Raw genomic sequence first — 26,456 nt, 5'->3', positions numbered from 1 at the left:
GACTATATAGTCTATCCGGAGAGCCTCATGCAACAGCTACAATTTGTCAAGAGACGGACCCTCGAATGGTCGGAAGTTCCCGAGCCGAAAATTACGGGTAAAAATCAGGCCTTGGTTAAACCGCTAGCGGTTTCTCGTTGTGACCTGGATTTGCCGATCCTAAGAGGACAGACATTATTTCGTCCTCCGTTTCCGGTCGGGCACGAGTTTGTGGGCGAGATCGTTCGGACAAGTCCTGAAATAGACGATTTATTTCCGGTCGGAACCAAGGTGGCGGTTCCGTTCCAGATCTCCTGCGGCCACTGTCATTATTGCGAAATCGGACAGTCGAAAAGTTGCTCCAGTGTGTCGCACACGAGCGCGTACGGTATGGGAAAGGGAGGTAAGGAATTCGGAGGAGCCTTATCGGATCTGGTAGGAGTTCCCTACGCGAAGGAGATGCTCGTACCTTTTTCATCCAAGACGGATCCTGCAGCGATTGCAAGCATCAACGATAATCTGGTGGAAGCCTGGAAATTGGCGGGGTTATTCCTGAATCATAATAAGAATCTCAGAATCTTGGTTTTAGGAGGCCTTGCTTCGAGTATAGGATTATATACCGCCGCTCTGGCAAAGCACATGGGGGCCGCCGAAATCGTTTATTTAGATACCGAAAAGAAGAGATTGGATTTGGCCGCTTCCTTCGGCGTTAAAGTGGAGCAAGTCTCGAAGTTTCCGAAAAGTTTCGGAAAATTTGATATAGTCGCGGACGCAAGCGGAAGCCCGGAAGGATGGGATTGCGGCTTGCGTTCTCTCGACGTGGACGGAATTTTCGGTTCTGCTTCCATTTTTTGGACGAATACTTTGCCGATTCCTTATTTAGATCTTTATAATAATGGGGCATCCATCCGTATCGGTCGAGTTCGATCCAGGGAATGGATGCCGGAGATATTGCGCCTGGTAGAAGAGGAAGGTTTTGATCCTTCCAAAGTCACTACTAAAAAGGCAAGTTGGAAAGATGCGGGCGAAGCATTCCTGGAGGAAGAAACCAAATTAATCGTCGTTCGATAGGGACAGATTTCGAAAATCGGGGAATTTACGCGGAGGGAGAGGAAAAAAATTTCTGGACAAACCGATTTTATTTTAGCATTCTAAAGTCCCGCGTTTTCCGATGAAAAGATCCGTTATCAGTTGCATTTGTATTTTTCTTTTTTCGGTTTTTCTTTCCGATTGTGCCGTATTGGAGAGGAAGAATCGAGCGCTGACCAATTATTTGGATGAAAAGGTTACGCCGGAAAGCGCTCCGGCTCAGATAGCTTTGGCTCCGATCATAATTCCGGTCGGCGTCTTATCGCTTTTATTGGATGCATTCGTTCTTCACCCGATCAGCGTAATTCCGGATGCGCTGGAGGATACTTACAAGGTTATATGGAAAGATCCAACCGGAGGGGTGGTCTTTCAAACCATCGTGTTTCTTCCCAAATTGGCCGTGAGCCCCGTCTTTTTTCTGGTCGATTTTTTAGGACGAAGCGGAATCGATTTTTAAGCAGGATTCGAACGAATATGAAACGATCATTAGTCTTCGCAAGAACCTTCCTGATATTTTCGTACATTATAATATTCGGATATAATTGTGCGATTTTTAATCGAAATAACACTCCCCTTATCGTCCAAGTCGAAAAGCATCTTGTCCCGGAAGAACCGGTCCCTAAAATCATCGCGGCCCCGCTCTATATTCCGATAGGTCTTTTGGCCGGACTACTGGATTTATTTCTCGTTCATCCGATTATGCGTATTCCGAATGCCTATCAGGATACGATCAGCATTCTTTGGACGCCGAGGCCGGAGAATCGGTATGTCACTAGAATGGCCTTCCTCCCGTTTTCGGTCTTACTCACGCCGGTGATTTTTTTTGGGGACCTATTCTTTAGAAGTGCGTTCGACGTGAACGGCAATGTGGATCGGGCCCGAATCGAGGAGGATCCGATTAAGCAGGTGAAGCCGATTCAGCAAGCCCTCGCGGAAAATAATAGGGCTGCGATTCTAAAATGGCTTACCTCTTACTCCTATAGCGAGCCCGAATTAAGCCGGTCGATCATCGACAAGTACCCGGAAGATGCCGAAATCAGGAGACTGGCTTTGCAAAAACTTGTCGGCACGTTAAACGATAAAACGTTTCCGAAATTCGAAGATTCCTTAGTCGGTTATTTGAACAAAGATCCGCAGTCGGACCGAATCCTTTTAGGAGTCTTTCGCAGGTTATATTCCAAAAAAGCGAGCGAAGCCATATTGAATCTTGTGCGAACGAGGCAGGTTTCGAAGGAAAATGCAAAAGATTATATTTTGACGATACTTTATATCGGGAGCGAGAAAGATGTTCAGTTTATCGTAGATCAACTTTCAGGAGTGTCCGAAAACAAAAAACCCTGACAAATCCGGTCGGATTAATCGAAAATTCCGCATTCGATTATGGTTCGAGTAAATTTTCAAAATTAAGATTGTCCGATAGAGCGAAAGTAGTCGGAGAAAATCGAATCGATTTCTTCGTAAGGCAAAAAGCCTTTCGCGAGTATTCCCCTCTCCAAACCGTCCGAGAAAACAAGAGTCGGAAATCCTGTTACACCCAAAAGAAATCCATAATTAAAATCGTTTTCGGTTTCCAGAGACGTTTCTTCCCTTCGATAGAGCTCTTCGAAATCGGATTCATGGATGGATAAGTCGGAGGCGATGGAAAGGAACGTATTCAAATCGGTAGGATCCTTTCCGGCAGCGTGGAAACCGAAAGAAAGCGCTTCCAAATACTCGAAGGCAAGAGCTGGAGCTACTCGCTGCGCCGCAATCACTGCACGGCATGCCGGTTCCGAATCGAATCTTAAGTCCCTTCGGTTTAGAATTTCGTAATGAAATTTACGTCCGGAGACTCTTTCTACTTCTTTCCATTGATACCGAAGCCGGTCCGTCACTTCGGGGGTAAACGATTCGACACCCGGGCCGTATTTCAATCCGCCCATGACTAAAGAAAAATCGATTTTGTCCTCGTACTTACTTTTGAGCTTAAGAATGGACGGACCGAATCCGTACGACCACGCACAAAGCGGATCTGCAACGTAAATTAGGGAATGCTTGCCGGAAGGTCGGTGGAGTTCCACAGGACCGGTATAAGACGGAATCTTCGGAAAGACCAGCCTTTTCTCGGAATAGTGATCCGTCTTTCAATCGATCGGTATAAAAAAGGCGGGACATTCGTCCCGCCTCCATCTCTTTTTCGTTTCGGAGGATTTTCTAAATTTCGTTCGGGTGTTTGACGTAGTAAAGCGATAGCCATACCACCCCGAATAGTACCCCCGCGTAGGCTAGGATCGCGGTTGCGATGTCTATCATCGGAAGAACGGTAGCTATCGGTGTAACTTTAACTGCCGTAATCTTCGTAGCCTCGCCTAAGATCAGGAATAGACCTCCCAATCCGATTAGGTGATAGCGATTCATCGCGTCCTTTGATACTCGGGCGAACCGGGCAAACACAGGAACAGCCAAAAGCGCTAAAGCGAAAATGGTGACTGCATCCATGGTTCATACCTCCTTAAGGTACTAGGTTAGACACGCATAGGTTTTCGTTTATTACCGTAGAAGGAAAAAATATTTTAAGGAAATTGAATGTAATATAACGAGCGGTTTATTATCGTCATGATTCGTAGCACATTCGGATTAATCATATTTCTTCAAAGAATTAATTTACCCAGTTTCGATCGAATCAATGTTCAATAAGGGATAGGGACCTTCCCGGGAAAAAGGTAAAATTTTTTCCGATTTTATTTTATTAAGCCTTTCCGGCTCTCTTATAAACGGAATTTTTTATCCCCTGGGTGGGCAATCCTTAACCAAATCGTAATCATTTTAGAAAAAATTCTTTTCGACCCCTGCCTTCGTTTCAAAAGAATTTCCTTAACGTGGATTTACTTTCATACTATTTGGAAACTTACGAAGCCTGCCAAAGGGCATTTCTTTCCTATCGCCGGGGTTTAAAAAGGGCCTTTCCGCGTTTTAAGCACGAAGTGCTGGAGATCCCCAAGGGAGGAGGGAATATCGACTCCTATTTGATCGGATCCAAAAAGAATCCTCCCAAGAAAATCGTGATTATGAGTTCCGGCATTCACGGAGTGGAAGGATACGCGGGTTCTTCCTTTCAGAGAAGATGGATCGAAGAATTCCTTTTGAACGAAAACCCGTCCTATTCTCCGCCCAAGAACACCGATTTCCTGATACTGCACGGAATCAACGTGGACGGCTTCAAAAAGATGCGCCGGGTCAACGAAAGAAATGTGGACTTGAATAGGAATTTTGCCCTGAAACGCGAAAAGTTGCATAAAAAGGCCAAGAATAAAGGATACAGAAAGATTCAATCCTTCTTGAATCCGGCGAAAAAATTCACCTATATCACTTGGGAATATCTTATTTTTGTAATTCGTTTTGCAGGGATCGTTGCGCGATTCGGAGCGAAATACGTACTCGACGCGGCGGTGAACGGCCAGTACGAGTTTCCGGACGGAATCTATTACGGCGGCAGAAAACCGGAACCTGTCGTAAGGCGCTTACGAAAGTTTTTCCGAAAGACCCTAAAGAATTACGAGCAGATCCTGATCCTAGATTATCATACGGGTTACGGGGCTCGCAATACTTTAAGTCTCATGCAGAATGCTCCCGCCGGTTCGAGAGAGGACAAGAATCTGCGGAAAGTTTTCGGCGATTTCGGGCTTTTGCTAAGCGAAGCGGAGGACGATTTTTATACGACTTCGGGCGATTTTACGGATTTTTTCGGTAAGCTATTCGGAAAGGATAAGGAACTATTTCCGATCACGGTCGAAATGGGTACTTTCGGAAATTTGAATCTGCTCGGAGGCCTCAAGGGAAGTTTTTTGATGATCAGCGAAAATAGAATTCGTTTACACGGATCAAAATCGGATCGCTCGGCGGAAAAAATCCGAAACGAATTTCGCGAGATGTTTTATCCGACCCGGGAAGATTGGAGGTTGGCGGCGATGGACCAGGTCTTCGGCGTTATTCCCGAGGCGATCCGCAGATTTTCCAAGATTTAAACCCTATCGACTATGAGCAGCGTAACATCGTCTTCGAAATCGGAACGTCTGCAATACGTTCGGCATTCCTTAACCAGTCCGGGCGCGGCTTCGCTCGCGGGACTTTGCGATGAGGAACGGATCGCGAGAGTCAGCAAATCGTCGCTGTAACGGCGACTCCTGTCTTCGTTGGAATGTTCGGTGATTCCGTCCGTATATAAAACGAGTCGATCCATCGGTTTGAAAGAGGTAACAAATTCCTCAAAAAATAAATCGGGGATCACTCCGACCAACTTACCTTTCGTTTCCAAAGGTAAGGATGTTCCTTCTTCCTTCCTATATAATATCGGAGGATTATGACCTGCATTAGAATAAACTAATGTATCGGTCCCCGTATGAACCACTGCGTAAAAAGACGTCAGGAAATTACCCGCAAGCTTATTGTATAAAGCATGATTTAAGGCCGTAAAAAACTTGGACGGACTGGATAAGGTCTCTTCTTCGAACGTTTCCATGACCGTGTGAATTACCGCGGCCACAACCGACGCGGATAATCCGTGCCCTGATACGTCCGCGATCAGTACCGCAGTTCTGTGTTCGTCTAATTTTATGACATTATAAAAGTCTCCGCCCACGTTATCGAAAGGAATATGCTGAACGCCGAATTCCAGGCCGGGAACGTACGGCAATGCGGACGGCAGGATTTTGGCCATAACTTCCCGGGCCCGTTTGAGTTCCCGCTCATTATCGACGACTTTATGGAATAGATTCGCATTTTGAATCGTGACGCTAAGTCGATTCGCGATCGCTCCCAGCATCTCCAAATCGGAATGAGTAAATGCGTATCCTGAATATTTATTATTCACGCTAATCACGCCGAGAAGTTCTCCTCGATACAATAAGGGGGCCGAGATTAAGGAGCTCGCCTCGAATTTATATTTTGCATTCTTATCATATCTTGGATCCTCATCCAGATTTTGAATTAAAAGACTTTGCTTCTCCTTTGCCACCCAGCCGGAAACTCCTTCTCCGTAGGGCACTTGAATAGAATGAATCGCGTCCTCAGGAATTCCCCTCGCGGCCAAAATACGTAAAACTTCCAAAGTAGGATCGGCTAGGTAGATGGTTCCTGCTTTAGCTTCCAGGAACTCCAAAACTTTATCAATCAGCCAATTTCCCAATTCCTGAATGCTCTTTTCGGCAACGGTGAGTTTCTCGAATTCGTATAATAATGAAAGTTCTAGGATCCTTTTTTTCAGGGATTCATGAGTCTTGGCGTTTTTGATCGCGATCGCGGCGATTTCGGATAGAGAAGCGAGAACTTCGATGTCCGAATTGTCGAAGCTTCTATTTCCGGATTTGTTTAGAATTTCGAGCGTTCCGATTACCTGGTCTTGAACGAATAGCGGCACACAGGCAAGGGATCTAGTCCGAAATCCCGTTTTTTGATCTAAGGAAGGGTTAAAGCGCGCATCCGTATAAGCGTCTTCCAGCAGAATCGGTTTTTTTTCCCGGGCCACCCAGCCTGCGATTCCTTGTCCGGGCTCTAATCGAGCGTATTTTTGAATGATTTCCCCTTTTTCTCCCAAGGCGACTTCGCAATATAGGAATCCGTCTTTTTCGTCCAATAAGAATAGGGAGCTAGCTTCCGCTTCCAGAAGATCTTTCGAATACAGCATAATAAGCGGAAGAAGTTGGTAAAGATCCAGGTTTGCATTTAAAATCGTACTTGTATTGAGCAAACTTCGGTATTTACGAGCTTCGGAATCGACCTGAACCATAGATGCGCCCAGACTGGCACGGATCGGGCGCAAAGTCAACGATTGTCGTTTTTCAAATCGACAAAAACCGAAGGAAAGGCCTCGGTTTCCTTCCACTTTCCGGTTTTTCCGGAACAGAAGGCGAGGTCTTTCGGTCGGATAAATGAACATGGAGTTTGAATTGCAGAGATTTTATATTTTTCTTGGGGTATTTACGGTGATTCTGTTTCTTGCATACAGTTATGCCGTGAATCGATTGAGTGCACCGTTTGAATTGAATTCGGTTCAACAGGGAATTCTTTGGCTTTTAGTCCTAGTCTTTGTACTGCTGACTCCGACAGCCTATCTTCTAAGCCTCTTTTACCGCGAAACCCAGTGGCAAAAATTATGGTCCTATGCCGCGTTTACCAGTCTCGGATTTTTCACTCTACTCGTTTCATTCACGGTTTTTCATGACTTGGGTAAGTTAGCTTGGAAAGGGTGGGTACTATTATCCGGAATTCTACAAAGTAGTTCGGGTGCAAGCGGGTTAACTGACTCGGAGCCTTTCCTTTCCACCGCTCAACTGACTCGCAACGACTTCCTTTCAAGATTAGCCTCATTTTTAGTCATAGGATTCACTGGAGGTTTAACGGCTTTCGGGTTTTACCAGGCGCATAAGAGTCCGGCCCTGAAAAAAGTTTCTATCAAGGTTCCCGGATTGCCCGAGGGCTTGGAAGGTTTTAGGATCGCTCAATTATCGGACATACATATCGGCCCGACGATTAAGAAAGGATTTTTGGAGGGTGTCGTACGAAGGACGAATGAACTGGATGCGGATCTAGTCGCCATAACCGGGGATCTTGTAGACGGCACAGTCAACTTATTGCGGGAGCATACGGCTCCGTTACGAGATCTTTCCTCGAAATATGGAACGTTTTTTGTAACCGGCAATCACGAATACTATTCGGGCGCAATCGCTTGGATTCACGAGCTCAAGGACATGGGCGTCCATGTTCTTTTAAACCAGAACAAACTCATCGCTCATAAGGGAGCAACGATTGCGGTTGCCGGAGTTACCGACTATAAGGCACATTCCGTCATTCCCAATCATAAGACCGATCCGGAGAGGGCCGCGAAAGGTACCGAAAGTGCCGACTTTAAACTTTTATTGGCTCACCAACCCAACTCGGTTTTTGAGGCGGCGAAAGCCGGGTTCGATTTGCAGCTCTCCGGCCACACGCATGGAGGACAGTATTTTCCAGGCAACGTATTGATTCATATTTTTCAAAAATTCGTGGCCGGTCTTAGCAAATGGGAAGGAACGCAATTATACGTAAGCCGAGGCACCGGTTATTGGGGACCTCCCTTACGAATCGGAGCTCCGTCGGAAATTACTCTTCTCGTATTGGAAAGAGCCTGATCGGGATTTGGATTTGACAAACTTCTCTCCTGCAATTCCTTACAGTTAGTTTTAAAGGAGAGACGATGAAAGGGACTGAGTCTCTAGTTCGAATCCGTTGCGTGCCTGATTTTATTAAAGGAAAGGAATCCGAAGGTTGGAGTCCTAGATTTTTTTCCTTTTTCCTTCGGCTTGTCCTTATTTTTTTCCTCATTTCCGGCATAGCATTCTTAACCGCATGCGGGAAACCGAAACCCAAAACTAATCCGGAAATCGAACGATTGAAACCCAAGAAGAAGGCCGATGATCGAGAGCTCGATCCTGATTTGTCTTCGAGGGAGTACTTCGACGAAGACGCCCAAGGGAAACGTTTGGAGAAGAAAACGAGTCCCGGTGACTCCGGTCCGGACTTGCGTTCCTTTTCGAAGAAAGGTTCCGGTTGCAAACGAGGGGATTGTAAACAGGGAGAGGGGATCTATGTTTACGAATCGAGAGACGTGTATTTCGGTCGTTTTACAAATGAGCAGAGACATGGCTGGGGAATACTCGCATACTCGGATGGGGATAAATACGAGGGAAACTGGTCGCGAGATTTAAAATCGGGCCAGGGCACCTATACGTTTCGGGACGGTGGTGTCTTTAACGGTCGCTTTTCGGGCGAAGGAAACGGAAGCGGACAATATCGCAAAAGCGGAAAAACGTACCAATGTAGATTAGAAAATCGTAAGGTTCTTTGCAAATAAGCCGTTTTCAGCGAATGGACCCTTAGTTTAATTAATCGTTCGTTATAGAATCGATTTTTTTATGTTAACCCTTGCTTTTCTCCGGTTCGAGAATACAATCATCGGCGATGCTTGGAGGTACTTATGGAAAGAGTCAATCATTGGTTGGATACGCATAGGGATTGGTGGATCGATATCGTTAGAATGTACTTAGGGGGCGTGTTGCTCTACAAGGGCCTTTTATTTCTCTCGGACACCGAGGCCCTAATTCGCTTAATGGAATTGCATAATGCTCCGTTTGCGTCCGCGCTGATGGCCCATTATATCGTAATCGCCCATATTTGTGGCGGGATTCTTCTTTTTGCCGGACTACTGACTCGATTCTCCGCCATCCTACAATTGCCCGTATTAGTCGGCGCGGTTTTATTTATCCACTCGAAGGAAGGTTTCGTGTCCGCCGGCTCCAACCTCCCGTATGCCTCCATGATCCTACTTTTACTTTTACACTTTTCTTTGTATGGATCGGGACGTATATCGGCTGACTTTTATATAGAAACCCATAAGAGTGTTTAAAGGAGACTTCGTTAGCTCTTTGTATTCTAAAAGAGCTAACGACCGCTCTATCCTTAAGCGGGCTTGGACACCTTGTCTAACAATTCCATCCAATCCGTTCTTTCCGGTTGTCCCGGTTTTCTTTTTCCGAAAAACTGAACGATTAATTCTCCGTCCGCATCGTATACTTCCATGGAATGGATCACTCCGTCTTTAGAAGGTTTATCCACTATATAGACCTTTGAGATCAGATCGGATCTTAAGTGTAGATTGAAATCAAGATCGAGCACATTCCACCAAGATTCCAAAACCTTAATATTGCTGACTTCCCCCGTATGGATCTGGATGGATCCTGGATTCCCTACGAAGACCATGATCGGCGTTCTGTCCAAGGAAGCCATTTCCAACATTCTTAATACCGCTTTGGTCTCTACGGTTTTAGTGAATTTTCCGTCGGCGATTTCCATGGACTGGATCCTTGAAATATCGTGTTTTTTTAATAGAGAGAAAAACTCATGGGTGTCTTCTAATTTTCCCCAATCGCTTAAGAATTCTGCCGCGGTTTCCGGCTTAAGTTCTTTTTTGTCAGAGATAGCGGTTTGCTTTTTGTTTTCGAAAGAGAATAAAGGGGAGAAGTCCGGAGACTCGTTTTTGAATTCCGATCTTAGTCTTTCCCAAACGGATACGTTCGATCTATCCGTAAGGAAAAGTTTGAACATTGCCTCTCCGTTTTCATTGAAGAACTGAAAGGATCTTTGGATGGAATCTTGTTTTGGCTCTTCCACCGTAAATCCGTACTTCCAAATTCCGGGGAAAAGTCTGAGATCGATATCCGCTCCGACGACTAGGATATGCCCCGGGCCTGAACTTACTTTTTCGAATATTCCTTTTCTTTCATGTACGCAGGACTCGTTGCGAGTGAGGACCATTACATGTCCCAATTCTCCGAATTTTGCGAATAATTCTCCCCAATCGGTTCGGAGGGAAGAAACTTGAGGAAATCCTTCCGCTTCGGAGATTTGGGAAGCGGCCAATAGCCCGCCCTCCGAGGTTTTGAGTTGGGAAGCGATCTCTCTCATTCTAAGACGAGGTTGTGTTTCTTTGATCCGTTTCCAGTCTTTGATGATATTCTCTATCTCTAACGATTCAGCGATGGACATTTTCTTTCACTCCTTTAGCATCCAATGTATAGTGTAGGCCGTTTGTTGTGTGTTGTTCCGAGAGTTCTGCGGGACCTAGAGGGATAAGGTAATATCCTCCTTCCGGGAAAGGGATTTTTTTAGTTCTCAATCGGAAATGCTCCAATACGAATTCCTCCTCCAGAATATTATCCGGGATTCCGTCCGCTAGTATTTTGCCTTCCTTTAATACTGCAATCCGATCCGCGTATCTCAATGCAAGGTTCAGATCATGGAGGATGCAGAGGACACCTCTTCCCGCTTTACTGAGCTGTTTTGCTTTTTCTAATAAAGAATGTATTCTGTTCGGATCCAAAGAAGCTCCCGGTTCGTCCAAAAGAACATAACTTTCCCTTTGGGTAGGTTCCTTGTCCTGGGCCAAGACCCTTGCCATCTGGGTTCTTTGTTTTTCTCCGCCCGAAAGTTTATTATAAGTTTGGAATCTTTCCCTTTCCCCCAGATGTACCGCATGAAAGGCGTCTTCCGTGATCCGGTCCTCTAACGGTTTAGGGACTCTTAATTTAGAGCAGGACCTTCCCATACGAACGATCTCATCCGCGATAAAAGGAAAATGGATCTCCGATTCTTGGGAGAGAACGCTCCTGCGAAGCGCTAGATCGTCCGAATCGTACTCCGTCAGAGGGGTCCCATCCAAAAGTACCAATCCTTTGTCCGGGGACATTTCTCCGGAGAATAATTTTAACAAGGTGGATTTTCCCGCTCCGTTCGGACCGAGCAGGATCAAAAGTTCTCCCGGATACAAACTCAAATTGATCCCTGATAATAAGAACCTTCCTCCTCTGGATAAGGAAACGTCCGACAATACTAGACTCATCTGAATTCTCCTTCTCTACGTTTTGCTTGCAGGATTAAGAATAAGAAGAATGGCCCGCCTATCCCTGCTGCAATGATGCCGATCGGAAGTTCGGACGGGAAGGCTACAGTGCGTGCCGCTAAGTCGGCTATCGCAAGAAGAAGCGCTCCTCCGAATAAGGAAGCGGGCAATAACGTTTTATGACCCGGTCCTAAAATCATTCTCAGGATATGAGGAACGATCAAACCTACGAATGCGATAGTTCCGCAGATGGAAATACTTACTCCGACTAGCAGGCTTGCGAGAACGATGGTAAGGTTCCGGATCCTTTTCACCTTGAAGCCCGTATGAAAAGCTTCCGCTTCTCCCAAGGCCAAAGCATCCAAACCTCTGGCTAAGACTGGAAAGAAGAATGTTACGATCAGAAGTACGGACCCGAGCAGATAAATTTTATGCCAGCTCGCAACCGCCATACTTCCCAAACTCCAGAAGGTAAGATTCCTAAGTTGTGCATCGTCCGCGAGATAGGATAAAAATCCTAAAAGAGAAACCACGGTCGCATTTACCGCGATCCCTGCCAGCACAAGCACTAAGGAAAATCCTCCGCCTTCTCTTTTGGAGACCACATGTAGGAAGAAGGAAACGGAAAGAGCTCCACCAAAGGCGCATAACTGTAGCAGGAAACTTTCTTTTCCTTTCAGTTCGGCAGGGAAGAAGGTAAGTATCTTTTCGGAGAATACGATCCAAGTGGATGCAGCCAATGCCGCTCCGGGACTCACTCCGATAAATCCAGGTTCTACCAATGGATTTCGGAATAGCCCCTGTATACAAACTCCTGCTGATGCAAGACAGGCACCGACTAACATGGATAATACGAGTCTTGGCATTCTCAAATTCCAAACTAGAACGGAATGTGGGACCTCCAACTCGGATAAGGAATCCTGTCCTAAGATCAATACTTTCAGGATCTCTTCGCTAGAAAGTTGTATGGATCCGAATTTGAGGGAAAGTATCCCGATCCCGAAAAGTCCGACAGTTAACGCTGCGTATACGAGTATAGGCGCGATTTTTCGTCCTATTTTTTTCTTCCTTTCTTCCCCCGTACGTTTCATTTCAGGGGAAGAAGTTTCCGGAGAGGACACGATCATTTTTTATCAGTCGCTTTAGGATGGAAGGATTCGAATAATTCCTCGATACCCTGACCAAGTCTCGGGCCGAAACCTAAAAGTACTAGATCATCTATCGCGATCACTCTGGATTTTTTTCCGGCAGGGGTATCCTTCACGCCCGGAAGGGAGAACACTCCGTCTTTGCCTCCTAGGCTTTCTAAACCTCTGCTTGGGATTAAGATGATGTCCGGCTGTGCCGCGATGACCGCTTCCGGAGTGATCGGTTTAAAACCTTTGAATCCGTCCACCGCATTGATCCCTCCGCCTAGCCGGATCATTTCGTCCGCAGGTGTTTCCGTTCCGGAAACTTGCGCAAGACTTGTTCCTCTATGATAAACGAATAGAACTTTCGGTTTGGATCTTAATTTGGAGACCTTCTCCGCAATTTTAGATTGTTTTTTACGGATATCCTGTACGACCTTTTGGGCTTCTTTTTCCGCTCCGATCTCTTTACCGATCGCAAGAATATTATTTAACGCAGGCTCGACCCCGGGTAGTCCTGGATAGATGATCACCTTTAGGCCCGCAGATTTGAGTTGTTCTATTACTTCGGGAGGTCCCGCATATTCTAATCCAAGGATCAGATTGGGTTTTAAGGAAAGGATGCCTTCTGCTGAGAGCGCCCTTTGGTATCCTACTTTAGGAAGCGCTAATGCTTCCGGCGGATAAAGAGAAGAAGTATCATTACCTACTACTAATTTACCTTTTCCTAAGGCGAAAACGATCTCCGAAACGGTTCCGTTTAAAGTTACTATTCTAAGATCCTTGCTCTCCGCAAAAAGCGATGCGGGAAGTAAAAGGAACAAAGCGAATGTTATGATCTTTTTCATATCGGTTCTCCGAATTTTTAAATATTTTTTGTCTCTGTCCGAAATCTGAAATTCTTTCATTACGGGATTCCCGGCAGAGGCGAGGTGGAAGGCGTGGGGGATGCGGAATAATCCGCCGGACCGGGGTTAACGCTGAACCGTCCGTCTATACCCACATAATAGAATCTGGGCTTTTGGGGATTATAAATAAGATCGAACGTGTTTAGAAGATTGTCAACACCTGCGAACATTTCAAAAGTCCCTAATATTTTTAGGGAAACTCTAATATTCAAATTGGTATGAGGATTTACCATTCTCACACCGTAAGTAGGTCCTGTCGTACAGTAAGATAGGTTTCTTTCCTTGCAATATTCCTGGATACCTCCCGGAATATTTCCGAATAACGCGTTCATCATATTCGTTGCTTGGGTGGTAAGTTGAGCGCTGAGTGCGGATAGTTCCGTAGGCAATTGAGGATCGCACCAGAGCGGATTTTTTTGACAGTAGTAGGCTTGTTTTCCAAAGATCACCGCGAATAGGGAAAAGCTAAATCCGCTAGGTAGGTGATCTATACGTATATTTGCATTCCATCTATGATAACCTCTTCCTTCTAAAGGAAGGTTGGTCAATTCGTCCCTTGCGTCCGTGTAGGTATAACCGCCGCCGAAGGAAACGCTTTGGTGGGCCCTGATAGTTACGGAGGATTCGAATCCTTTTGTCAGAGCCTTTTGGTAATTTGAAGTATTATAGATCTGTAATCCGGATGCATCTCTTGTCGGGTTGGTCCTGAAGCCGATCAGATTATCGATATTATTATAGAAGAAATTAAAGCTGAACCAGAATACCTTGTTCGGTTCCCATTCTCCCCCTATGTTATAACTGCGGGACAGTTCCGGTTTTAGGGTCGGATTTCCCGCCACTCTATAACCGACTCCAGGATTTATAAAATTATAATATAAATCCTGAAAGCTGGGAGCCCTGTATCCTAAACCGTTGGCTGCCCTGATCCGGAATTTATCCGTGACGTCATAACGCACAGCGAGCTTCGGAAGTAGCTGTCCTCCGTAAATGGAGTCGTGATCGGAGCGGATACCCGGCACGATCTGTGTCCTGGGGGCCTTGGATATTCTCCATTCATCCTGCACATAAAATGCATTTCTTTGTCTTTGAGCATAACCGTTCTGGGTCTGGTAAGGATCAGTTCCTAATATATCGCTCGCGCAGATATTAGGAAAATTTCTCTTACAATCCGGGGCGATCCTGGCGGATGAGAATTGGTCTATCAAGGTTTCCGCGCCGTAGGAGATCACATGCCCGTCCGCAATTTTATGGTCTAAGCGCGTCCGGACTTCCGTGACTGCATTGTCCAACTTCTCCCTTTTGTCTTGGGCATCCGACTTTCTTTGGTCGTACGTGAAAGTGTCAAAAAATCTGGCGTAGTTCGCATTTACGTTTAAGTTTAATGTTTTGGCGATTTCCCAATCAGCATTGACCGCACCCATGAAGTCGTGGGTTTTGTTGTTTCTATCGTAAACCCCTCTAGGAGGTACCGCATCCACCGCACTTTGGTTTAGATATCTGTAATAGAATTGGAAACCTAGTTTAAAAGTTTCGGAGATATCGAAAGTGGTCTTGTTGGAAACGTTCAGGTCTTCGAAAGCGCTGCCCGAAGTGGATTCTAAAGGGCCCTCATACGGTAGTTTGTTTAGATAGATATACAGTTTGGTCCAAAGCGGAGTATTCGTAGGAAAAGGAGAATAGCTGGGGGAAAGGCTTTCTATCCTTCCATTCTTAGGGCCTAAGGTAGCATCCGGAGTCAGATCGTAGCCGTCGCCTCTATGCCAACCTGCGGTAAAGTTAGTCGAAACAATCCCTTTTCGCACCCCAGCGGAAGCGTAATTATGGAGCTCCATTCCTGTCCCGTAATAGAGAGGATTTCCTCCTCCCATAAAAGTCCTAAAATTCGCGGAGTAAGGATCCCTTTGCTCCTTAGTGATGATATTGATCACACCTGCGATCGCATCCGAACCGTAAAGAGCGGACGACGCACCTTTTACGATCTCGATCCTTTCTATATCTTCCGCTTTAAATCTTGTTAAGTCGATAGAACCGCTAAAACGCCCGGTGGTTCTCTGACCGTCCACTAAGATCAGAACGTTTTGTCCTGAAAGACCTTGTAAACGGACTGTAGCCCCTCTCTCTCCTGCTTGAGCGGGACGGACTTCTATCCCTGGAACGTTACCTAGAGTTTGGGAGATATCTCTTGCTCCCATTGCATCAATATCTTTTCTGGTGATCACTTCCGTGGTGATCGTAGAATCTTTCAGAAAACCTTTTCTGCGGGTACCGGTAACTGTGATAATGGAACCTCTCTCGTTGTTCCCGTTGCCGATCTCTTTTCCGATTTCAGGATTTACTTTCGGTTTTTCAGGTTCTTCTTTTTTTTCTTCCGTTTTTTTTCCCGGAAGAACTTCTCCTTGGGAGAAGAGAGGAACTCCTAAAAAACATAAACCTGAAAATAGGATTAAATAAAGAGTTCTAGGAATCGACGAGGGTCTTATCTTTCCCATCAAAGTCTCTTCCATTTAAATGTGGGAAATCCGCCGGTATTCGCATTGTCATAATAATCCGTCATCTCTAATCCGAAGAATGAAGTTCCATTCGAGCCTTGGATCAGATATCCTCTTGATTTCGGTTTGAGGACATGAGAGGTTCCGTTATAATCGTACCAATCCCAAAGAGCAGGACTTGCGTTCTCAGTTGCGGTTCCGAATCCGCCTCCTCCGGTTTGGGACATGAGTTGGTCCACTTTAGGAGTGCAGTCTCCGCCGGTAACGTTGGATAAGCTTGTTTCCCCCGCGTTAAAACAAGCCCCTCCGTTTCCGGAACCGCTAGTCCCGCTATTTGTACCTATTACGAATCTTTTGAATCTAAGATCCCAGGTTCCGGATTGAGTGGTCTCTATTCCGCCTGCTTTTAGATCCAAATATGCCCAACAACCGCTTGCGGTCGCGTTTACTTGCGTTGTAAAAGTTCCGGACCCCGTTGTGGTCGTTTCTCCGGAGGCCTTGACGCATCCTCCTCCGCCTGCTGCTATTGCGGCTAAGATCGCAAGACTGCCGTCTTCTCCGGTGCTAGGCCCGCAGAAAGCGGTTGAAGTCGCCAGTAGAATAATTAAAATTGAATATACTATTTTCATTATATAATTTTCCTTCTGCGAAAATTAAGAATGACGGTCGGCGGCCGAAACCTACCGATTGCGATCCTTAAAGCGCAGTAATGCTATACGTTACCACCTTGGTCGCAGTTACCCCTGAAGCGGAACTGCCTGTCTTGTAATATGTGCTAGTGCTGCCTGTGGAACCGATCCCGGCTCCGCTTGGCCAATCCGCTTTATTGATGATAGCGTTGGATTTGGTAAGAGTACATCTCTTCTTACAATTTGCTCCTTTGTAGCCGCTTCCCCAAACGGTAAGCTTAGGAGTGGTGTCTGCGCTGATATCGAAACAAATATCGCTTGCAGTAGTAGTGAAGGAAGAGAAGAGGCTGTTTCCAGTTCCTCCGAGTGCTGGAGTTGCAGTGCCGTCATCCGTTCCGTAAGCGGTGCTCGCGGAATAACCTGCGTAAACCATAGGTCCGCCTTGGTAGATGTTCACGACCAGTCTTCCGTCTCCTGCAGCGGTAGTCGGAGTGGAAGAAGTTCCGGATAGACCATCCGTGTATCCGGTTGCCAGGTAGATGGTTCCGTGTCCGCTTAGGGCTTGGATCAATGCCCCTTCTATCCTGAAATGTCTTGCTGCTCCTGCGGCGGGAAGGGAGATCAATTGGAAAGTGTTGATCCCCGCTGCGATTGGCGTCTCCGCAACCTCATTCGCTGTCACTGCAGCGTCTACGCAGGCGCCGTTTAAGGCAGCGAGCATTAGAGCGGCAGCGTTCGATTCTTTCGAGCTTTGGTTGCAATTCAGTAAGAAGGATATTCCTAGAATCATCGTCAATGGCGTCTTGGTTGCGTTCCGTTTCATGTTCTCTCCTATCGAGACTCAATTCTCATTAATGGGATTCGCGCTTCTTTGTTTTTATCTAGAATGAGTCTCAAAATCAAAAATAAAGAAGGCGGAAATTTGTCAACAGATAATGAGAATGATTCTTAGAAGCGATATTACGGAATCCGTTCAAGAATTGCTCAAAAATCGGGCATTCTACGAGGCAGGCGAATTGGTATTTCTCGATAAAATAACCTGTGTTTCGGGAGCTGTTGGTTTAGATAGATTCCACTTTATCAATTAGTAACATATTTCGTTTTTCTAATCCTTTCGGCTCTAAGGTTCTCTATATTTTATCCAAACGATCGTTACGCCTTTATTAAACAAAATATGTTTCTGAGTTTCTTCACGAAAGAAGAAGGTTTTGGGAAAAGTAATTGCTAGCTCCTTCTAATTCGGTTAAAACTATTGGGCCGAATTCCGAACTTTTCGGTAGCGAAGAGTTTCATAAATAGGGGGGTGCAGTATGAAGAAAAAATGGGTGGTGGTTGCAAACCGAAGCGAGGCGAAAATTTTCGAATACCAAGGACCGACTAACGGTTTGAAACTGCTGCAAACGATGGAGAATCCCGAAGGAAGACTTAGAAATTCGGATCTAGTCACTGGCGGTGGCCAGGCTTCCAGATCGGATTTTGATTTTTTTCACGAACCGAAAAAAAAAGTGGCGGAAGCTTTTGCGGGAAAACTTTCGGATTTTGTAAACTTAGAAAGGAAGAAGGACTCCTTTTCCAATTTTATTTTAATTTCCGAACCGGGCTTCATGGGAATGATACTCGGCAAATTGGATGATAAATCGAGGGAGAAAATCTATCATAAGATGCCGAAGGATATTGTTCATATAAAAGAGTCCGGCCTACTCGGACATTTAAGGAGCGTACTTGCCTAAAATTTGAATGCTTAGGTTGATATTTAAAGATCGCCGTCTAAGGGTTCTTCCATAGCAAAAGATTCCGAGGACGGTGACCCTAATACCATGAGACTGCCCGCACCTCCTTTGTTATAATTTTCATTCATCATAAAAACCTTCATTGACGAGATGCGAATGTCCAGGATTCTTCCCGAAAAAAGAAAGGAAGTTTCTAATGGCCGTAGCGAAAGAAAAATTCATTCTCTCAATCGACAGCGGTGGCAGCGGAATTAGGGCGATCCTGTTCGATAAAAAAGGTAGAATCGTCGAACGCCAATATGAAAAAACTCCTCCCATCTTAAAAACTCCCGGTGCTCTCGAACACGATCCTGATGTTCTTTGGAAGGCCTTATTATCGGTTCTAGGAAAGGCTCTTAAAAAAAAGCAATTTAGCCCTTCCAATATCGCGGCTATCGGAATATGCAACCAGCGGGGCTCTTTTCTTCTCTGGGATAAGCAAACGGGGAAACCTTTGACCAAGTTGATCAGCTGGGCGGACGTGAGAGCTGTAAGTACGGCCGACGAAATGAATGCGAATAAATTCTGGAAGACCGTCCAGCTCGTTTCCAGAATTGCCGGAGCGATCACCAGACATCCGATGATGATTGCGACCTACCTGCTTAAATTTACTACCGATCATGCCTCGGTTCGATTGAAGTGGGTTTTCGATACTCATCCGGACTTGCTAACAAGAGCCAAGAAAGGCGAAATTCTTTTCGGCACTCTGGATACCTGGTTCGTTTATAAATTAACGAAGGGAAGGCTACATATAACCGATGCCTCCAACGCGACAGTCACCGGAATGTTCAACCCCTTTCAATTGCAATGGAACGTTCCGCTTTGTTTAATTTTCGGAATACCTAGTAAGATTTTTCCCGAAGTAAAGGATACGGGAGCCGATTTCGGCGTTACCGACCCTTCGCTCTTCGGGGGTTCGGAAATCCCAATTCATGCAGTCATCGGAGATCAGATGGCGGCCCTTTATGGACATTGCTGCTTTGAAAAAGGAGGCGTAAAAATTTCCCAAGGCTCCGGGGCTTTCGTGGATATGAATATGGGAGATAAACCGAAGATTTCGAAGAGAGGGCTCTTTCCTTTAGTCGCGTGGCAGTTAAACGGAAAACCGAAATATATGTTGGAAGGATATATCGGAACTGCGGGAACCTTGATCGATTGGTTGGGAAAGGGAATCGGTCTTTCCGATACCCCAAAAGTGTTAAACGAATTAGCTTCCCAAACTGAAGATACGGAGGGAGTCGTATTCGTTCCGACCGCATCGGGCATGCGCTTTCCTCATTTTAATCCGAGGGCCAAAGCCTCCGTTTTTGGATTATCTCTTGCAACGCATCGTCGACACGTTGCCAGAGCCGTATTGGAAGGGATCGCCTTATCCTTATATGAAATTTTGGAAGGGATCAAAGAAGACACCAAGGTCCGAGTTAGCGCAATCATGGTGGATGGAGGGGTATCGCAATCGGATATTCTCCTTCAATGTCTTGCCGATTTTTGCCGGGTGGAAGTTAAAAGGGCGCCCGAACCGGATATGACGGCGACAGGCGCTGCGTACATCGCCGGCCTTGCCTCCGGCTTTTGGAAAAACGAAGCCGAATTAAAGACCTTGCAAAAGGGGTACAAAGTATTTCTACCCAAAATGAGCGAGTCCGTGCGAAACGCAAAACTCGTTCGCTGGAAAAAAGCGGTCGATGCAACCTTAAAAATCGAGTGAGAAGATCTTTATTCGATGACTCGAATCGAACTGACGACTGCCGTAAGATGTTCCGCCAATTCCTCGGTGGGTTCTTCGTCCCCGTTATACGTCACGAGAATCATCTTATTTTTCGCGGCGACTAGATAGACCATCCAATGCCTTCCGTCTTCCTTTAAGAATTCGCAGGCGATGATTTTTCCACCCTCGTTGTTCTCGAAAAATGCCGCCTTATCGGCTTCATAAACGATAGTATGGGTCGCCAAATATCGCTCCAATTCTTCTTCCGCGTTGAAACTTCCCCCCTTATTTTCGAACGCGTAGACTTGCATTGCGCCGGCGCCGTTTTCTTCAAAAAAGGCGGGAATACCTTCGATCACGATTTGCTGCCAATGACCCGGGATCACCATGGTATACCAGCCGGAGGGAGAACGATAAAATTTGTAATCTAACTTGCGATCCATGAGTCGGAAAAACAATCCGATGCCATTATATCCGTGCGAAAATTCAGGGCAAGCATGTTCGGGAAGACTTGACACTTCCTTTTTTGCCGGAAAAGCTTTCGGATCGTGATTGCAATTTTAAAAAACCGCCGAGGCCCTTTGTACTTGGTTACTACTTTTCTGGCCATCGTCGCGTTCGCAGTATTTGCCTCGTCTCTCGCGATCCTTTTTTCCCTTTTCTTGATCGCGATTTTAATTTCTTATCCCTTCCTTTTGGATTGGATTTCCCGTTTGTACGGTCAGGAAGATATCGCGGACGAGGTTCACTTCGCGCGTACGAAGGACGGCTGGAATATCGCGATGCATAGGCATATTCCTCCGCAGCCGAATCCGGAATTAGCTCCCGTAATCGTTGTGCACGGAATCGCTACGAATAAGTACGTAGTCGATTTGGATAGGCGACATTCGCTTCCCTATTTTTTAAAGCTAAGAGGATACGAAGTGTTCTCGATTTCGCTGCGTGGAGCCGGTTCTTCCTATCACGAGAGTCGAAGCGGGTACGAGGATTTTACCTTTGATGATATGGCAAAATACGACGTTCCTGCAATCATCGCGAAAGTCATTTCCCTGACGGGAAGCCAAAGAGCGAGTTGGATAGGCCATTCTATGGGAGCCATGATCCTTTACGCTTTCTTCGGGATTTGCGATAAATCGGATAAGGATAAAATAGCCGCGTTCGTTTCGCTTGGTGGACCGGGAAATCTGAACCACCTAGGACTGAGTTTGATCGGATTACTTTCACGGTTTCCTCGAGCGCGCCGCGTTTTGGATCTAAAGTTCGGTGCGTCGATGCTAGCGCCGATCGCCGGAGAAATTTTTACTCCGATAGACGAGATTCTTTATAATCCCAAGGCAACCAAACCCAAGACGGTTAAGAAAGTGATGAAAAACGCGATCGAGAATATCAGCGAGGGCGTAATCGAGCAACTCATGTCTTGGATCGAAACGAAGCGGATGATTTCCTTAAACGGATTTTACGATTATATCGAATTGCAAAAGGAAATCACCGTCCCGAGCTTGTTTGTCGCCGGGTTAAAGGACGCAATTGCGACTCCGGAATCCGTAAAATTCGTGTATGAACGAGCCGGCGCCAAAATTAAGGAGTTCTTGGTTATCTCCAAGGAAAATGGGGCCTCGGAGGATTATGGCCATGGCTGTCTTATGCTAGCTGAAAAAGCGGAGGATGATCTCTTTCCGAAAATCGAAATATTCCTACGGACTTACGGAACTCGAAAAAAAATAGGATGGATCGGAAAAATTCGCCGAAATTTGCGAACCCAGTTTCAAAAACTTCGACAGGGATGAGATTCATTCTTCCTTAAATATCAACATCCTTTCTCTTTAATAACCATTTCTCTTTCTAATTATAAATAGGAAGTGCTTATTTTATGCACAATTCCTGAAAATATACCTATCAAATAGGCAATATCGGCGTAACTGACAACTTGGTACGCTAATTGCATACTGTTCGAAAAGAACCAAGCGAATCTTCGAAAAATCCGATTCGTAGAGGGTCGACTATGATAGAACTCAAATTTGGGCAGAGAAAGGTAGTTAATTTTCGTGGAGCGAGGAAGGTCGTCGGTGGATTAACGGAGAAGAATAAGATAGATATCCTTCTGTACATCAGTAAGGAATTCGCAAACGCGGACAAGGAGGAGGATCTTTACGATATCGTAATCAGTTTGTGCAAAGATATTTTCGAGTGCGATAATACCACCCTTCGTATGTGGAAAGACAAGTTTCTCGTGCCGTCCCGCTTTTTACAAGAAACGGAGCCTCCGCGTCGCAGACTAACCCAGGACGAAGGGTATTCCGGTTTTACGTTTAAAACCAGAATGCCTTTGCTGATTCAGGATCTGAGTCATCATCAGGAATACATCGACGAAGGGGAGACCACGCGTGCCGTCATGTGCGTGCCCATTATGTACAAGGAAGATTGCCTCGGTACCATTGCAGTGGAATGCAATACGGAATTTTTCTACCGAGAGGACGACTTGGAAATTCTGGAAGCATTAGGATCTCAACTGGCGCTTGCAATTACGAGTGTCCGGTTAATCCAAGGGCTCGTCCATGCGAATGAAAGGGAGGCCCAGATCCTAAAGCAATTGGAATGGGACATGCGGATGGGTCGCAACGTTCAAAGTCAAATCGTGGAAACGAATATTCTCCCTTGGAACGGTCTGCATTTCGGAACTCACTACGAGCCGATGACGGAGGTTTCCGGCGATTATTTTAATGTGGTCCGCCAGGGGAACTCGATTACCGCGATCATCGTGGACGTATCCGGTCATGGAATTCCTGCCGCGTTAGTCACCATGTCGATCCATTACCAGTTTCAAAGATGTACCTCTCTCGGTATGGGTTTGGGTGAAATGTTAACCGAATTAGGGGAATCGATTAGACCGCAACTTCCGGACGGAACGTATTTTACCGCATTCGTTCTGAAAGTTTATAGCGATTATACCTATTCTTACGTGAATGCCGCCCATCAAAAAATGCTTCATTTTCATAATTCGACCGGTCGGGTCGAAGAGTTGGACACGGCCGGAGTTCCGCTGGGAATCTTCGAAGTGGAGCGCAGTAATTTCGAGGAAAAACACGGCCGTATATTGCCGGGCGATATCCTATTTCTTCCTACCGACGGGATCGTCGAACAAAAGAACGAGCAACGTCAGGAACTCGGAAATCAAAGGTTCATCGAATGGATTCGCCAGGAAAAGGCCACGATCGAAGAACAAAGGGATAAGATCTTTGTCGCCGACTTAGTCGGTTCCTTAATCGGAAGGTTTAAGAGATACAAAGGAGATGTGAGAACTGGGGACGACGTTTCCTTATTGGCGCTTCAATGTAATCCTGAATTAGGAAAAGCTAAGACGATGCTTTCGTTAGCTAAGGCGGCGGCCAAGGCCAAGAAGGACCAGATGGCTTACGAAAAAGCCTTAGAGGTCTTTTCGATGGATGAATCGCTCAAGGATAGTTTGGTTTTACTCGGTAAGATGTATTATAGGGACAGAAATTTCGAAAAGAGCGTTCAATTTCTGGAGAAATATATTCGGACCAGCGGAGAAGAGTCTGAACATATTCAATATTTACTAGGAAGAGCATATTATGAATTGGGCAATATTCCGGAGGCAAAAAAAGCGTTAAAAAGATCTTTGGCGATCGATCATACCTACGCTAAATCGAGCCTTCGACTGGCGCGCTGCTATTTAAAGGATAACGAAACTCCGAAAGCGATCAAGGTTCTTCAACAAGGTATGAAGAGCGCTCCTACGAACGAATATCTTAAAATTTCCCTGAAGAAATTGGAGGAACTCGTTCGAAGAAAAGGCGCGGAAGAATCGATGGAAGAAAAACGCGCAGCCGTTTAATCGAAGTGCCGATAGAAATGATTTTTAGAGAGAAAAAGGAGACTTAAAACAATATGCGCATAATGGCAATACTAATACTCGCGCTTTCCGCGAGCGGAATTTGGGCGGAAGGAACCGCTCAAGCCGCTCCACCGGATAATGCAGCGCTAAACACAATGATCACGACACTCAGAACGGAGACAAACTGGCTGTGGACCGCCATCGCCGCATTCCTCGTTTACTTTATGCAGGCCGGGTTTGCGTTGGTCGAAGCCGGATTCACTCGTGCGAAGAACACGGTAAATATTCTTATGAAGAACTTCATGGATTTTGCATTAGGTTCTCTCGCTTATTGGCTGGTCGGATTTTCCATCATGTTCGGACCTCAGCTTCTTGCCGGTTTCGGAATCGGAGTGCCGGGGATTGCGGACGGACTGATCGTTAAAGGAGGCAAACCGGATGCCGGCAGTTTCACATTCTTTATCTTTCAATTAGTGTTCGCAGGAACTGCCGCGACCATCGTTTCCGGAGCCATGGCTGAGCGGACTAAGTTCATTGCGTATGTCATCTTTTCCATCGTTATATCGGCGGTGATTTATCCGGTTTTCGGTTCGACCGCTTGGGCCGGCTTATTCGGTTTGAATAAAGGATATCTGGAAGGTAAAGGCTTTATCGATTTTGCGGGTTCTACCGTAGTTCACTCCGTCGGTGGTTGGGCGGGTCTCGCCGGTGCTCTCGTTCTCGGTCCTCGTATCGGGAAATACCAAGACGGAAAGGTTGTCCCGATTCTAGGACATAATATGACTATTGCCGCGTTAGGCGTATTTGTTTTATGGTTGGGTTGGTTCGGATTCAATCCGGGCTCTACCACTTCGGTTACCGGCGGACTCTTTGCCATCATCGCGGTTACCACAAACTTTGCGGCTGCTGCAGGTGCGATCGCGGCCATGACCACGACTTGGGTCGTTTTCAAGAAGCCTGATATAGGATTAACCTTAAACGGCGCGCTCGCCGGTCTCGTGGCGATCACTTCTCCTTGCGCGAATGTCAGCATTTCTTCCGCAGTAATCATCGGTTTGGTCGCAGGCGTATTAGTCGTATTCAGCGTTCTATTTTTCGATAAAATCAAAATCGACGATCCGGTCGGTGCGGTTTCCGTTCATGGAGTTTGCGGGGTGTGGGGAACGATTGCAGCCGGTTTGTTTGCCGAGGAAGCTTACGGCGGAATTAACGGATTCTTTTTCGGCGGCGGATTCGATCCTGTGATCGTGCAATTCACCGGAGCTCTTATGGCTTTCGTCTGGGCTTTTGGAGCTTCCTCTTTGCTCTTCCTTGCCCTGAAATATACGATCGGTCTCCGAGTCTCCGAGGACGAAGAAATTCAAGGTTTGGATATTCTCGAGCACGGTAACGAGGCGTACCCTATTTCTAAATAATCTAAAAACGAAAACCCCCGTATTTGCTCTACGGGGGCGGCCCCCTTCACTTCGTTCCGGGTCACGCTGCTCCGGGCTTCGCGTTCGCTTTCAGAAGACAGGGGTCAGAAGACAGACGCGTTCGCTTTGCTCACGCTAGACAGAAGTTGCTAGACGTTGGAAAAGTTACAGAAGTAAAGGTATGAATCTTCCCCACAGAACATGGAATCGCAACTCATCGATGTTCTGTCCTCAGTCCTCTGTCTTCCGTCCTCTGATTTGCAGTCTTTTCCCGTTGACGGAATCCGCACTCTCCTCCCGAATGATGGTATGACTTTGGGAAAACTTCCCTTAAAACGGTTCCTTCCGATCTTCTGCCTTCTGTTTACGGGCTGTTTCGATTATGAAGAAATCCTTACAATCAATCCGGATCTTTCCGGCACCCTTGAGGTCACCTACGTCGTTCCCACTAAAAAGAAGTCGGACGAATCTTTGATAAAATTTCTTCCGACTCGTCGGGAAGAGATTCTAAGCCGTTTGAATAAGGGCTTTTTTTCCAAAAGCGTCGTACTAAAAGATTATACTTTCCAAAAGTTGGAAAGTCCCGAAGCCGAGCCCGGCGTATTCCGGGAAAAGGCGAAAGTGACGTATAAGGTCGAATTTTCGGATATAACTCAGATCGAAGGAATTTTGATCGGAAACGTTCAGATCAAGAAGGAAAAAGCCAGGACCATCTATATTAAACGCGAATTTCCTTCCGTTACTCGTTCCCCGGATTCTATGCAAATGGACGGGGAAAAGAAGGTGTTTAGCGAGACTCTACGATTAATCAGGACTAGCTCGATGCATTTCCGCGTAAATTTCCCGATTACTTCGATCTGCACTTCCAACCGCGGAGAAGTGAATCTGGGTCGCTTAAGCTATAGACTCCCATTATCGGATACGATAGAAAAATCGGGAAACAAATCCTGGGATTATAGGATCACTCTAGTTTATTAAATGATTGTAATAGAGTCCTGCGGAGAATCGATTCTTCACGAATTCGGTTTATAGGGAATTCTTAAATTTCCTCTGGGGAAAAAATCGATTTAATT

The 26,456-nt window shown here is 46.0% G+C and carries 25 protein-coding genes; 14 read left to right on the top strand and 11 right to left on the bottom strand.

Annotation, left to right across the window (positions count from 1 at the left end; genetic code table 11):
* Positions 1-27 precede the first annotated feature (27 nt).
* The 3 genes from LEP1GSC047_RS12930 (at position 28) to LEP1GSC047_RS12920 (ending at position 2,409) form a co-directional block, all read left to right on the top strand.
* A complete protein-coding gene (locus tag LEP1GSC047_RS12930) occupies positions 28-1,050 on the top strand; it encodes a zinc-dependent alcohol dehydrogenase (protein WP_010414198.1) in 1,023 nt (340 codons plus the stop codon).
* 100 nt (positions 1,051-1,150) lie between these two features.
* A complete protein-coding gene (locus LEP1GSC047_RS12925; RefSeq protein WP_010414195.1) occupies positions 1,151-1,525 on the top strand; it encodes a hypothetical protein in 375 nt (124 codons plus the stop codon).
* 17 nt (positions 1,526-1,542) lie between these two features.
* On the top strand, positions 1,543-2,409 hold the full coding sequence (locus tag LEP1GSC047_RS12920) for a hypothetical protein (RefSeq protein ID WP_010414192.1): 867 nt from the start codon (positions 1,543-1,545) through the stop codon (positions 2,407-2,409).
* A 62-nt stretch (positions 2,410-2,471) separates the two neighbouring features.
* On the opposite strand, the gene LEP1GSC047_RS12915 is transcribed toward LEP1GSC047_RS12920, so the two are convergent.
* Both LEP1GSC047_RS12915 and LEP1GSC047_RS12910 read right to left on the bottom strand, forming a co-directional pair.
* A complete protein-coding gene (locus tag LEP1GSC047_RS12915; protein ID WP_010414191.1) occupies positions 2,472-3,128 on the bottom strand; it encodes a DsbA family protein in 657 nt (218 codons plus the stop codon).
* A 133-nt stretch (positions 3,129-3,261) separates the two neighbouring features.
* The gene (locus tag LEP1GSC047_RS12910) at positions 3,262-3,546 is read right to left on the bottom strand and encodes an LIC10816 family protein (protein WP_010414189.1); all 285 of its coding nucleotides are present in this window, start codon (positions 3,544-3,546) and stop codon (positions 3,262-3,264) included.
* A 380-nt stretch (positions 3,547-3,926) separates the two neighbouring features.
* Here LEP1GSC047_RS12910 and LEP1GSC047_RS12905 point away from each other — a divergent pair, with 380 nt between their 5' ends.
* The gene (locus LEP1GSC047_RS12905; RefSeq protein ID WP_010414187.1) at positions 3,927-5,072 is read left to right on the top strand and encodes a M14 family metallopeptidase; all 1,146 of its coding nucleotides are present in this window, start codon (positions 3,927-3,929) and stop codon (positions 5,070-5,072) included.
* Here the strand turns inward: LEP1GSC047_RS12905 and LEP1GSC047_RS12900 are convergent.
* Positions 5,069-6,832: a GAF domain-containing SpoIIE family protein phosphatase gene (locus tag LEP1GSC047_RS12900; protein ID WP_010414184.1), complete on the bottom strand. Its 1,764-nt coding sequence runs from the start codon at positions 6,830-6,832 to the stop codon at positions 5,069-5,071. The genes LEP1GSC047_RS12905 and LEP1GSC047_RS12900 overlap by 4 nt on opposite strands.
* A 148-nt stretch (positions 6,833-6,980) precedes the next feature.
* Here LEP1GSC047_RS12900 and LEP1GSC047_RS12895 point away from each other — a divergent pair, with 148 nt between their 5' ends.
* The 3 genes from LEP1GSC047_RS12895 to LEP1GSC047_RS12885 all read left to right on the top strand — a co-directional run bounded on the left by LEP1GSC047_RS12895 (position 6,981) and on the right by LEP1GSC047_RS12885 (position 9,487).
* Complete coding sequence (locus LEP1GSC047_RS12895) at positions 6,981-8,213, top strand: metallophosphoesterase (protein ID WP_010414181.1); 1,233 nt, start codon at positions 6,981-6,983, stop codon at positions 8,211-8,213.
* A gap of 260 nt (positions 8,214-8,473) precedes the next feature.
* Positions 8,474-8,935: an MORN repeat-containing protein gene (locus tag LEP1GSC047_RS12890; RefSeq protein WP_010414178.1), complete on the top strand. Its 462-nt coding sequence runs from the start codon at positions 8,474-8,476 to the stop codon at positions 8,933-8,935.
* 123 nt (positions 8,936-9,058) lie between these two features.
* Entirely contained in the window at positions 9,059-9,487 is a 429-nt protein-coding gene (locus tag LEP1GSC047_RS12885; protein WP_010414174.1) for a DoxX family protein, read from the top strand.
* A gap of 53 nt (positions 9,488-9,540) precedes the next feature.
* Here the strand turns inward: LEP1GSC047_RS12885 and LEP1GSC047_RS12880 are convergent, their stop codons facing one another.
* The 7 genes from LEP1GSC047_RS12880 to LEP1GSC047_RS12850 form a co-directional block, all read right to left on the bottom strand.
* Positions 9,541-10,626, bottom strand: a complete 1,086-nt coding sequence (locus LEP1GSC047_RS12880; RefSeq protein ID WP_010414171.1) for a hemin-degrading factor — start codon at positions 10,624-10,626, stop codon at positions 9,541-9,543.
* Positions 10,613-11,479, bottom strand: coding sequence for an ATP-binding cassette domain-containing protein (locus tag LEP1GSC047_RS12875; RefSeq protein WP_010414169.1), 867 nt, complete (start codon positions 11,477-11,479; stop codon positions 10,613-10,615). Before LEP1GSC047_RS12875 ends, LEP1GSC047_RS12880 begins: the two co-directional genes overlap by 14 nt.
* Entirely contained in the window at positions 11,476-12,570 is a 1,095-nt protein-coding gene (locus LEP1GSC047_RS12870) for a FecCD family ABC transporter permease (RefSeq protein WP_238325575.1), read from the bottom strand. Before LEP1GSC047_RS12870 ends, LEP1GSC047_RS12875 begins: the two co-directional genes overlap by 4 nt.
* Before the next feature lie 32 nt (positions 12,571-12,602).
* Entirely contained in the window at positions 12,603-13,457 is an 855-nt protein-coding gene (locus tag LEP1GSC047_RS12865) for a heme/hemin ABC transporter substrate-binding protein (protein ID WP_039934959.1), read from the bottom strand.
* A gap of 59 nt (positions 13,458-13,516) precedes the next feature.
* Positions 13,517-16,006, bottom strand: coding sequence for a TonB-dependent receptor plug domain-containing protein (locus LEP1GSC047_RS12860; RefSeq protein WP_020988741.1), 2,490 nt, complete (start codon positions 16,004-16,006; stop codon positions 13,517-13,519).
* Positions 16,006-16,635, bottom strand: coding sequence for an HmuY family protein (locus LEP1GSC047_RS12855; RefSeq protein ID WP_010414158.1), 630 nt, complete (start codon positions 16,633-16,635; stop codon positions 16,006-16,008). Before LEP1GSC047_RS12855 ends, LEP1GSC047_RS12860 begins: the two co-directional genes overlap by 1 nt.
* A 67-nt stretch (positions 16,636-16,702) precedes the next feature.
* Complete coding sequence (locus LEP1GSC047_RS12850) at positions 16,703-17,458, bottom strand: hypothetical protein (protein ID WP_010414155.1); 756 nt, start codon at positions 17,456-17,458, stop codon at positions 16,703-16,705.
* Positions 17,459-17,570: 112 nt separating this feature from the next.
* On the opposite strand from LEP1GSC047_RS12850, the gene LEP1GSC047_RS21670 reads away from it, so the two are divergent.
* From LEP1GSC047_RS21670 to LEP1GSC047_RS12840, 3 genes are all read left to right on the top strand, one after another.
* Complete coding sequence (locus LEP1GSC047_RS21670) at positions 17,571-17,723, top strand: hypothetical protein (RefSeq protein ID WP_155825671.1); 153 nt, start codon at positions 17,571-17,573, stop codon at positions 17,721-17,723.
* 222 nt (positions 17,724-17,945) lie between these two features.
* Entirely contained in the window at positions 17,946-18,365 is a 420-nt protein-coding gene (locus tag LEP1GSC047_RS12845) for a host attachment protein (protein ID WP_020988647.1), read from the top strand.
* A gap of 196 nt (positions 18,366-18,561) precedes the next feature.
* A complete protein-coding gene (locus LEP1GSC047_RS12840; RefSeq protein ID WP_010414152.1) occupies positions 18,562-20,112 on the top strand; it encodes a glycerol kinase 5 in 1,551 nt (516 codons plus the stop codon).
* An 8-nt stretch (positions 20,113-20,120) separates the two neighbouring features.
* Here the strand turns inward: LEP1GSC047_RS12840 and LEP1GSC047_RS12835 are convergent, their stop codons facing one another.
* A complete protein-coding gene (locus tag LEP1GSC047_RS12835; RefSeq protein WP_081654375.1) occupies positions 20,121-20,555 on the bottom strand; it encodes a hypothetical protein in 435 nt (144 codons plus the stop codon).
* A gap of 105 nt (positions 20,556-20,660) precedes the next feature.
* Here LEP1GSC047_RS12835 and LEP1GSC047_RS12830 point away from each other — a divergent pair, with 105 nt between their 5' ends.
* The 4 genes from LEP1GSC047_RS12830 (at position 20,661) to LEP1GSC047_RS12815 (ending at position 26,361) form a co-directional block, all read left to right on the top strand.
* Complete coding sequence (locus tag LEP1GSC047_RS12830; RefSeq protein WP_020988790.1) at positions 20,661-21,899, top strand: alpha/beta fold hydrolase; 1,239 nt, start codon at positions 20,661-20,663, stop codon at positions 21,897-21,899.
* Positions 21,900-22,114: 215 nt separating this feature from the next.
* Complete coding sequence (locus LEP1GSC047_RS12825) at positions 22,115-23,968, top strand: SpoIIE family protein phosphatase (protein WP_020988685.1); 1,854 nt, start codon at positions 22,115-22,117, stop codon at positions 23,966-23,968.
* A 53-nt stretch (positions 23,969-24,021) separates the two neighbouring features.
* Positions 24,022-25,383 (top strand): ammonium transporter, encoded by a 1,362-nt coding sequence (locus LEP1GSC047_RS12820; protein WP_020988703.1) that lies wholly within the window; start codon positions 24,022-24,024, stop codon positions 25,381-25,383.
* A gap of 309 nt (positions 25,384-25,692) precedes the next feature.
* The gene (locus LEP1GSC047_RS12815) at positions 25,693-26,361 is read left to right on the top strand and encodes an LIC11874 family lipoprotein (RefSeq protein ID WP_020988731.1); all 669 of its coding nucleotides are present in this window, start codon (positions 25,693-25,695) and stop codon (positions 26,359-26,361) included.
* Positions 26,362-26,456 lie beyond the last annotated feature (95 nt).

Source organism: Leptospira inadai serovar Lyme str. 10 (assembly GCF_000243675.2).
Classification (GTDB): Bacteria; Spirochaetota; Leptospiria; order Leptospirales; family Leptospiraceae; genus Leptospira_B; species Leptospira_B inadai.
The sequence above is the reverse complement of the archived record's forward strand: the minus strand, read 5'-3'. Positions and strand labels throughout refer to the sequence as shown.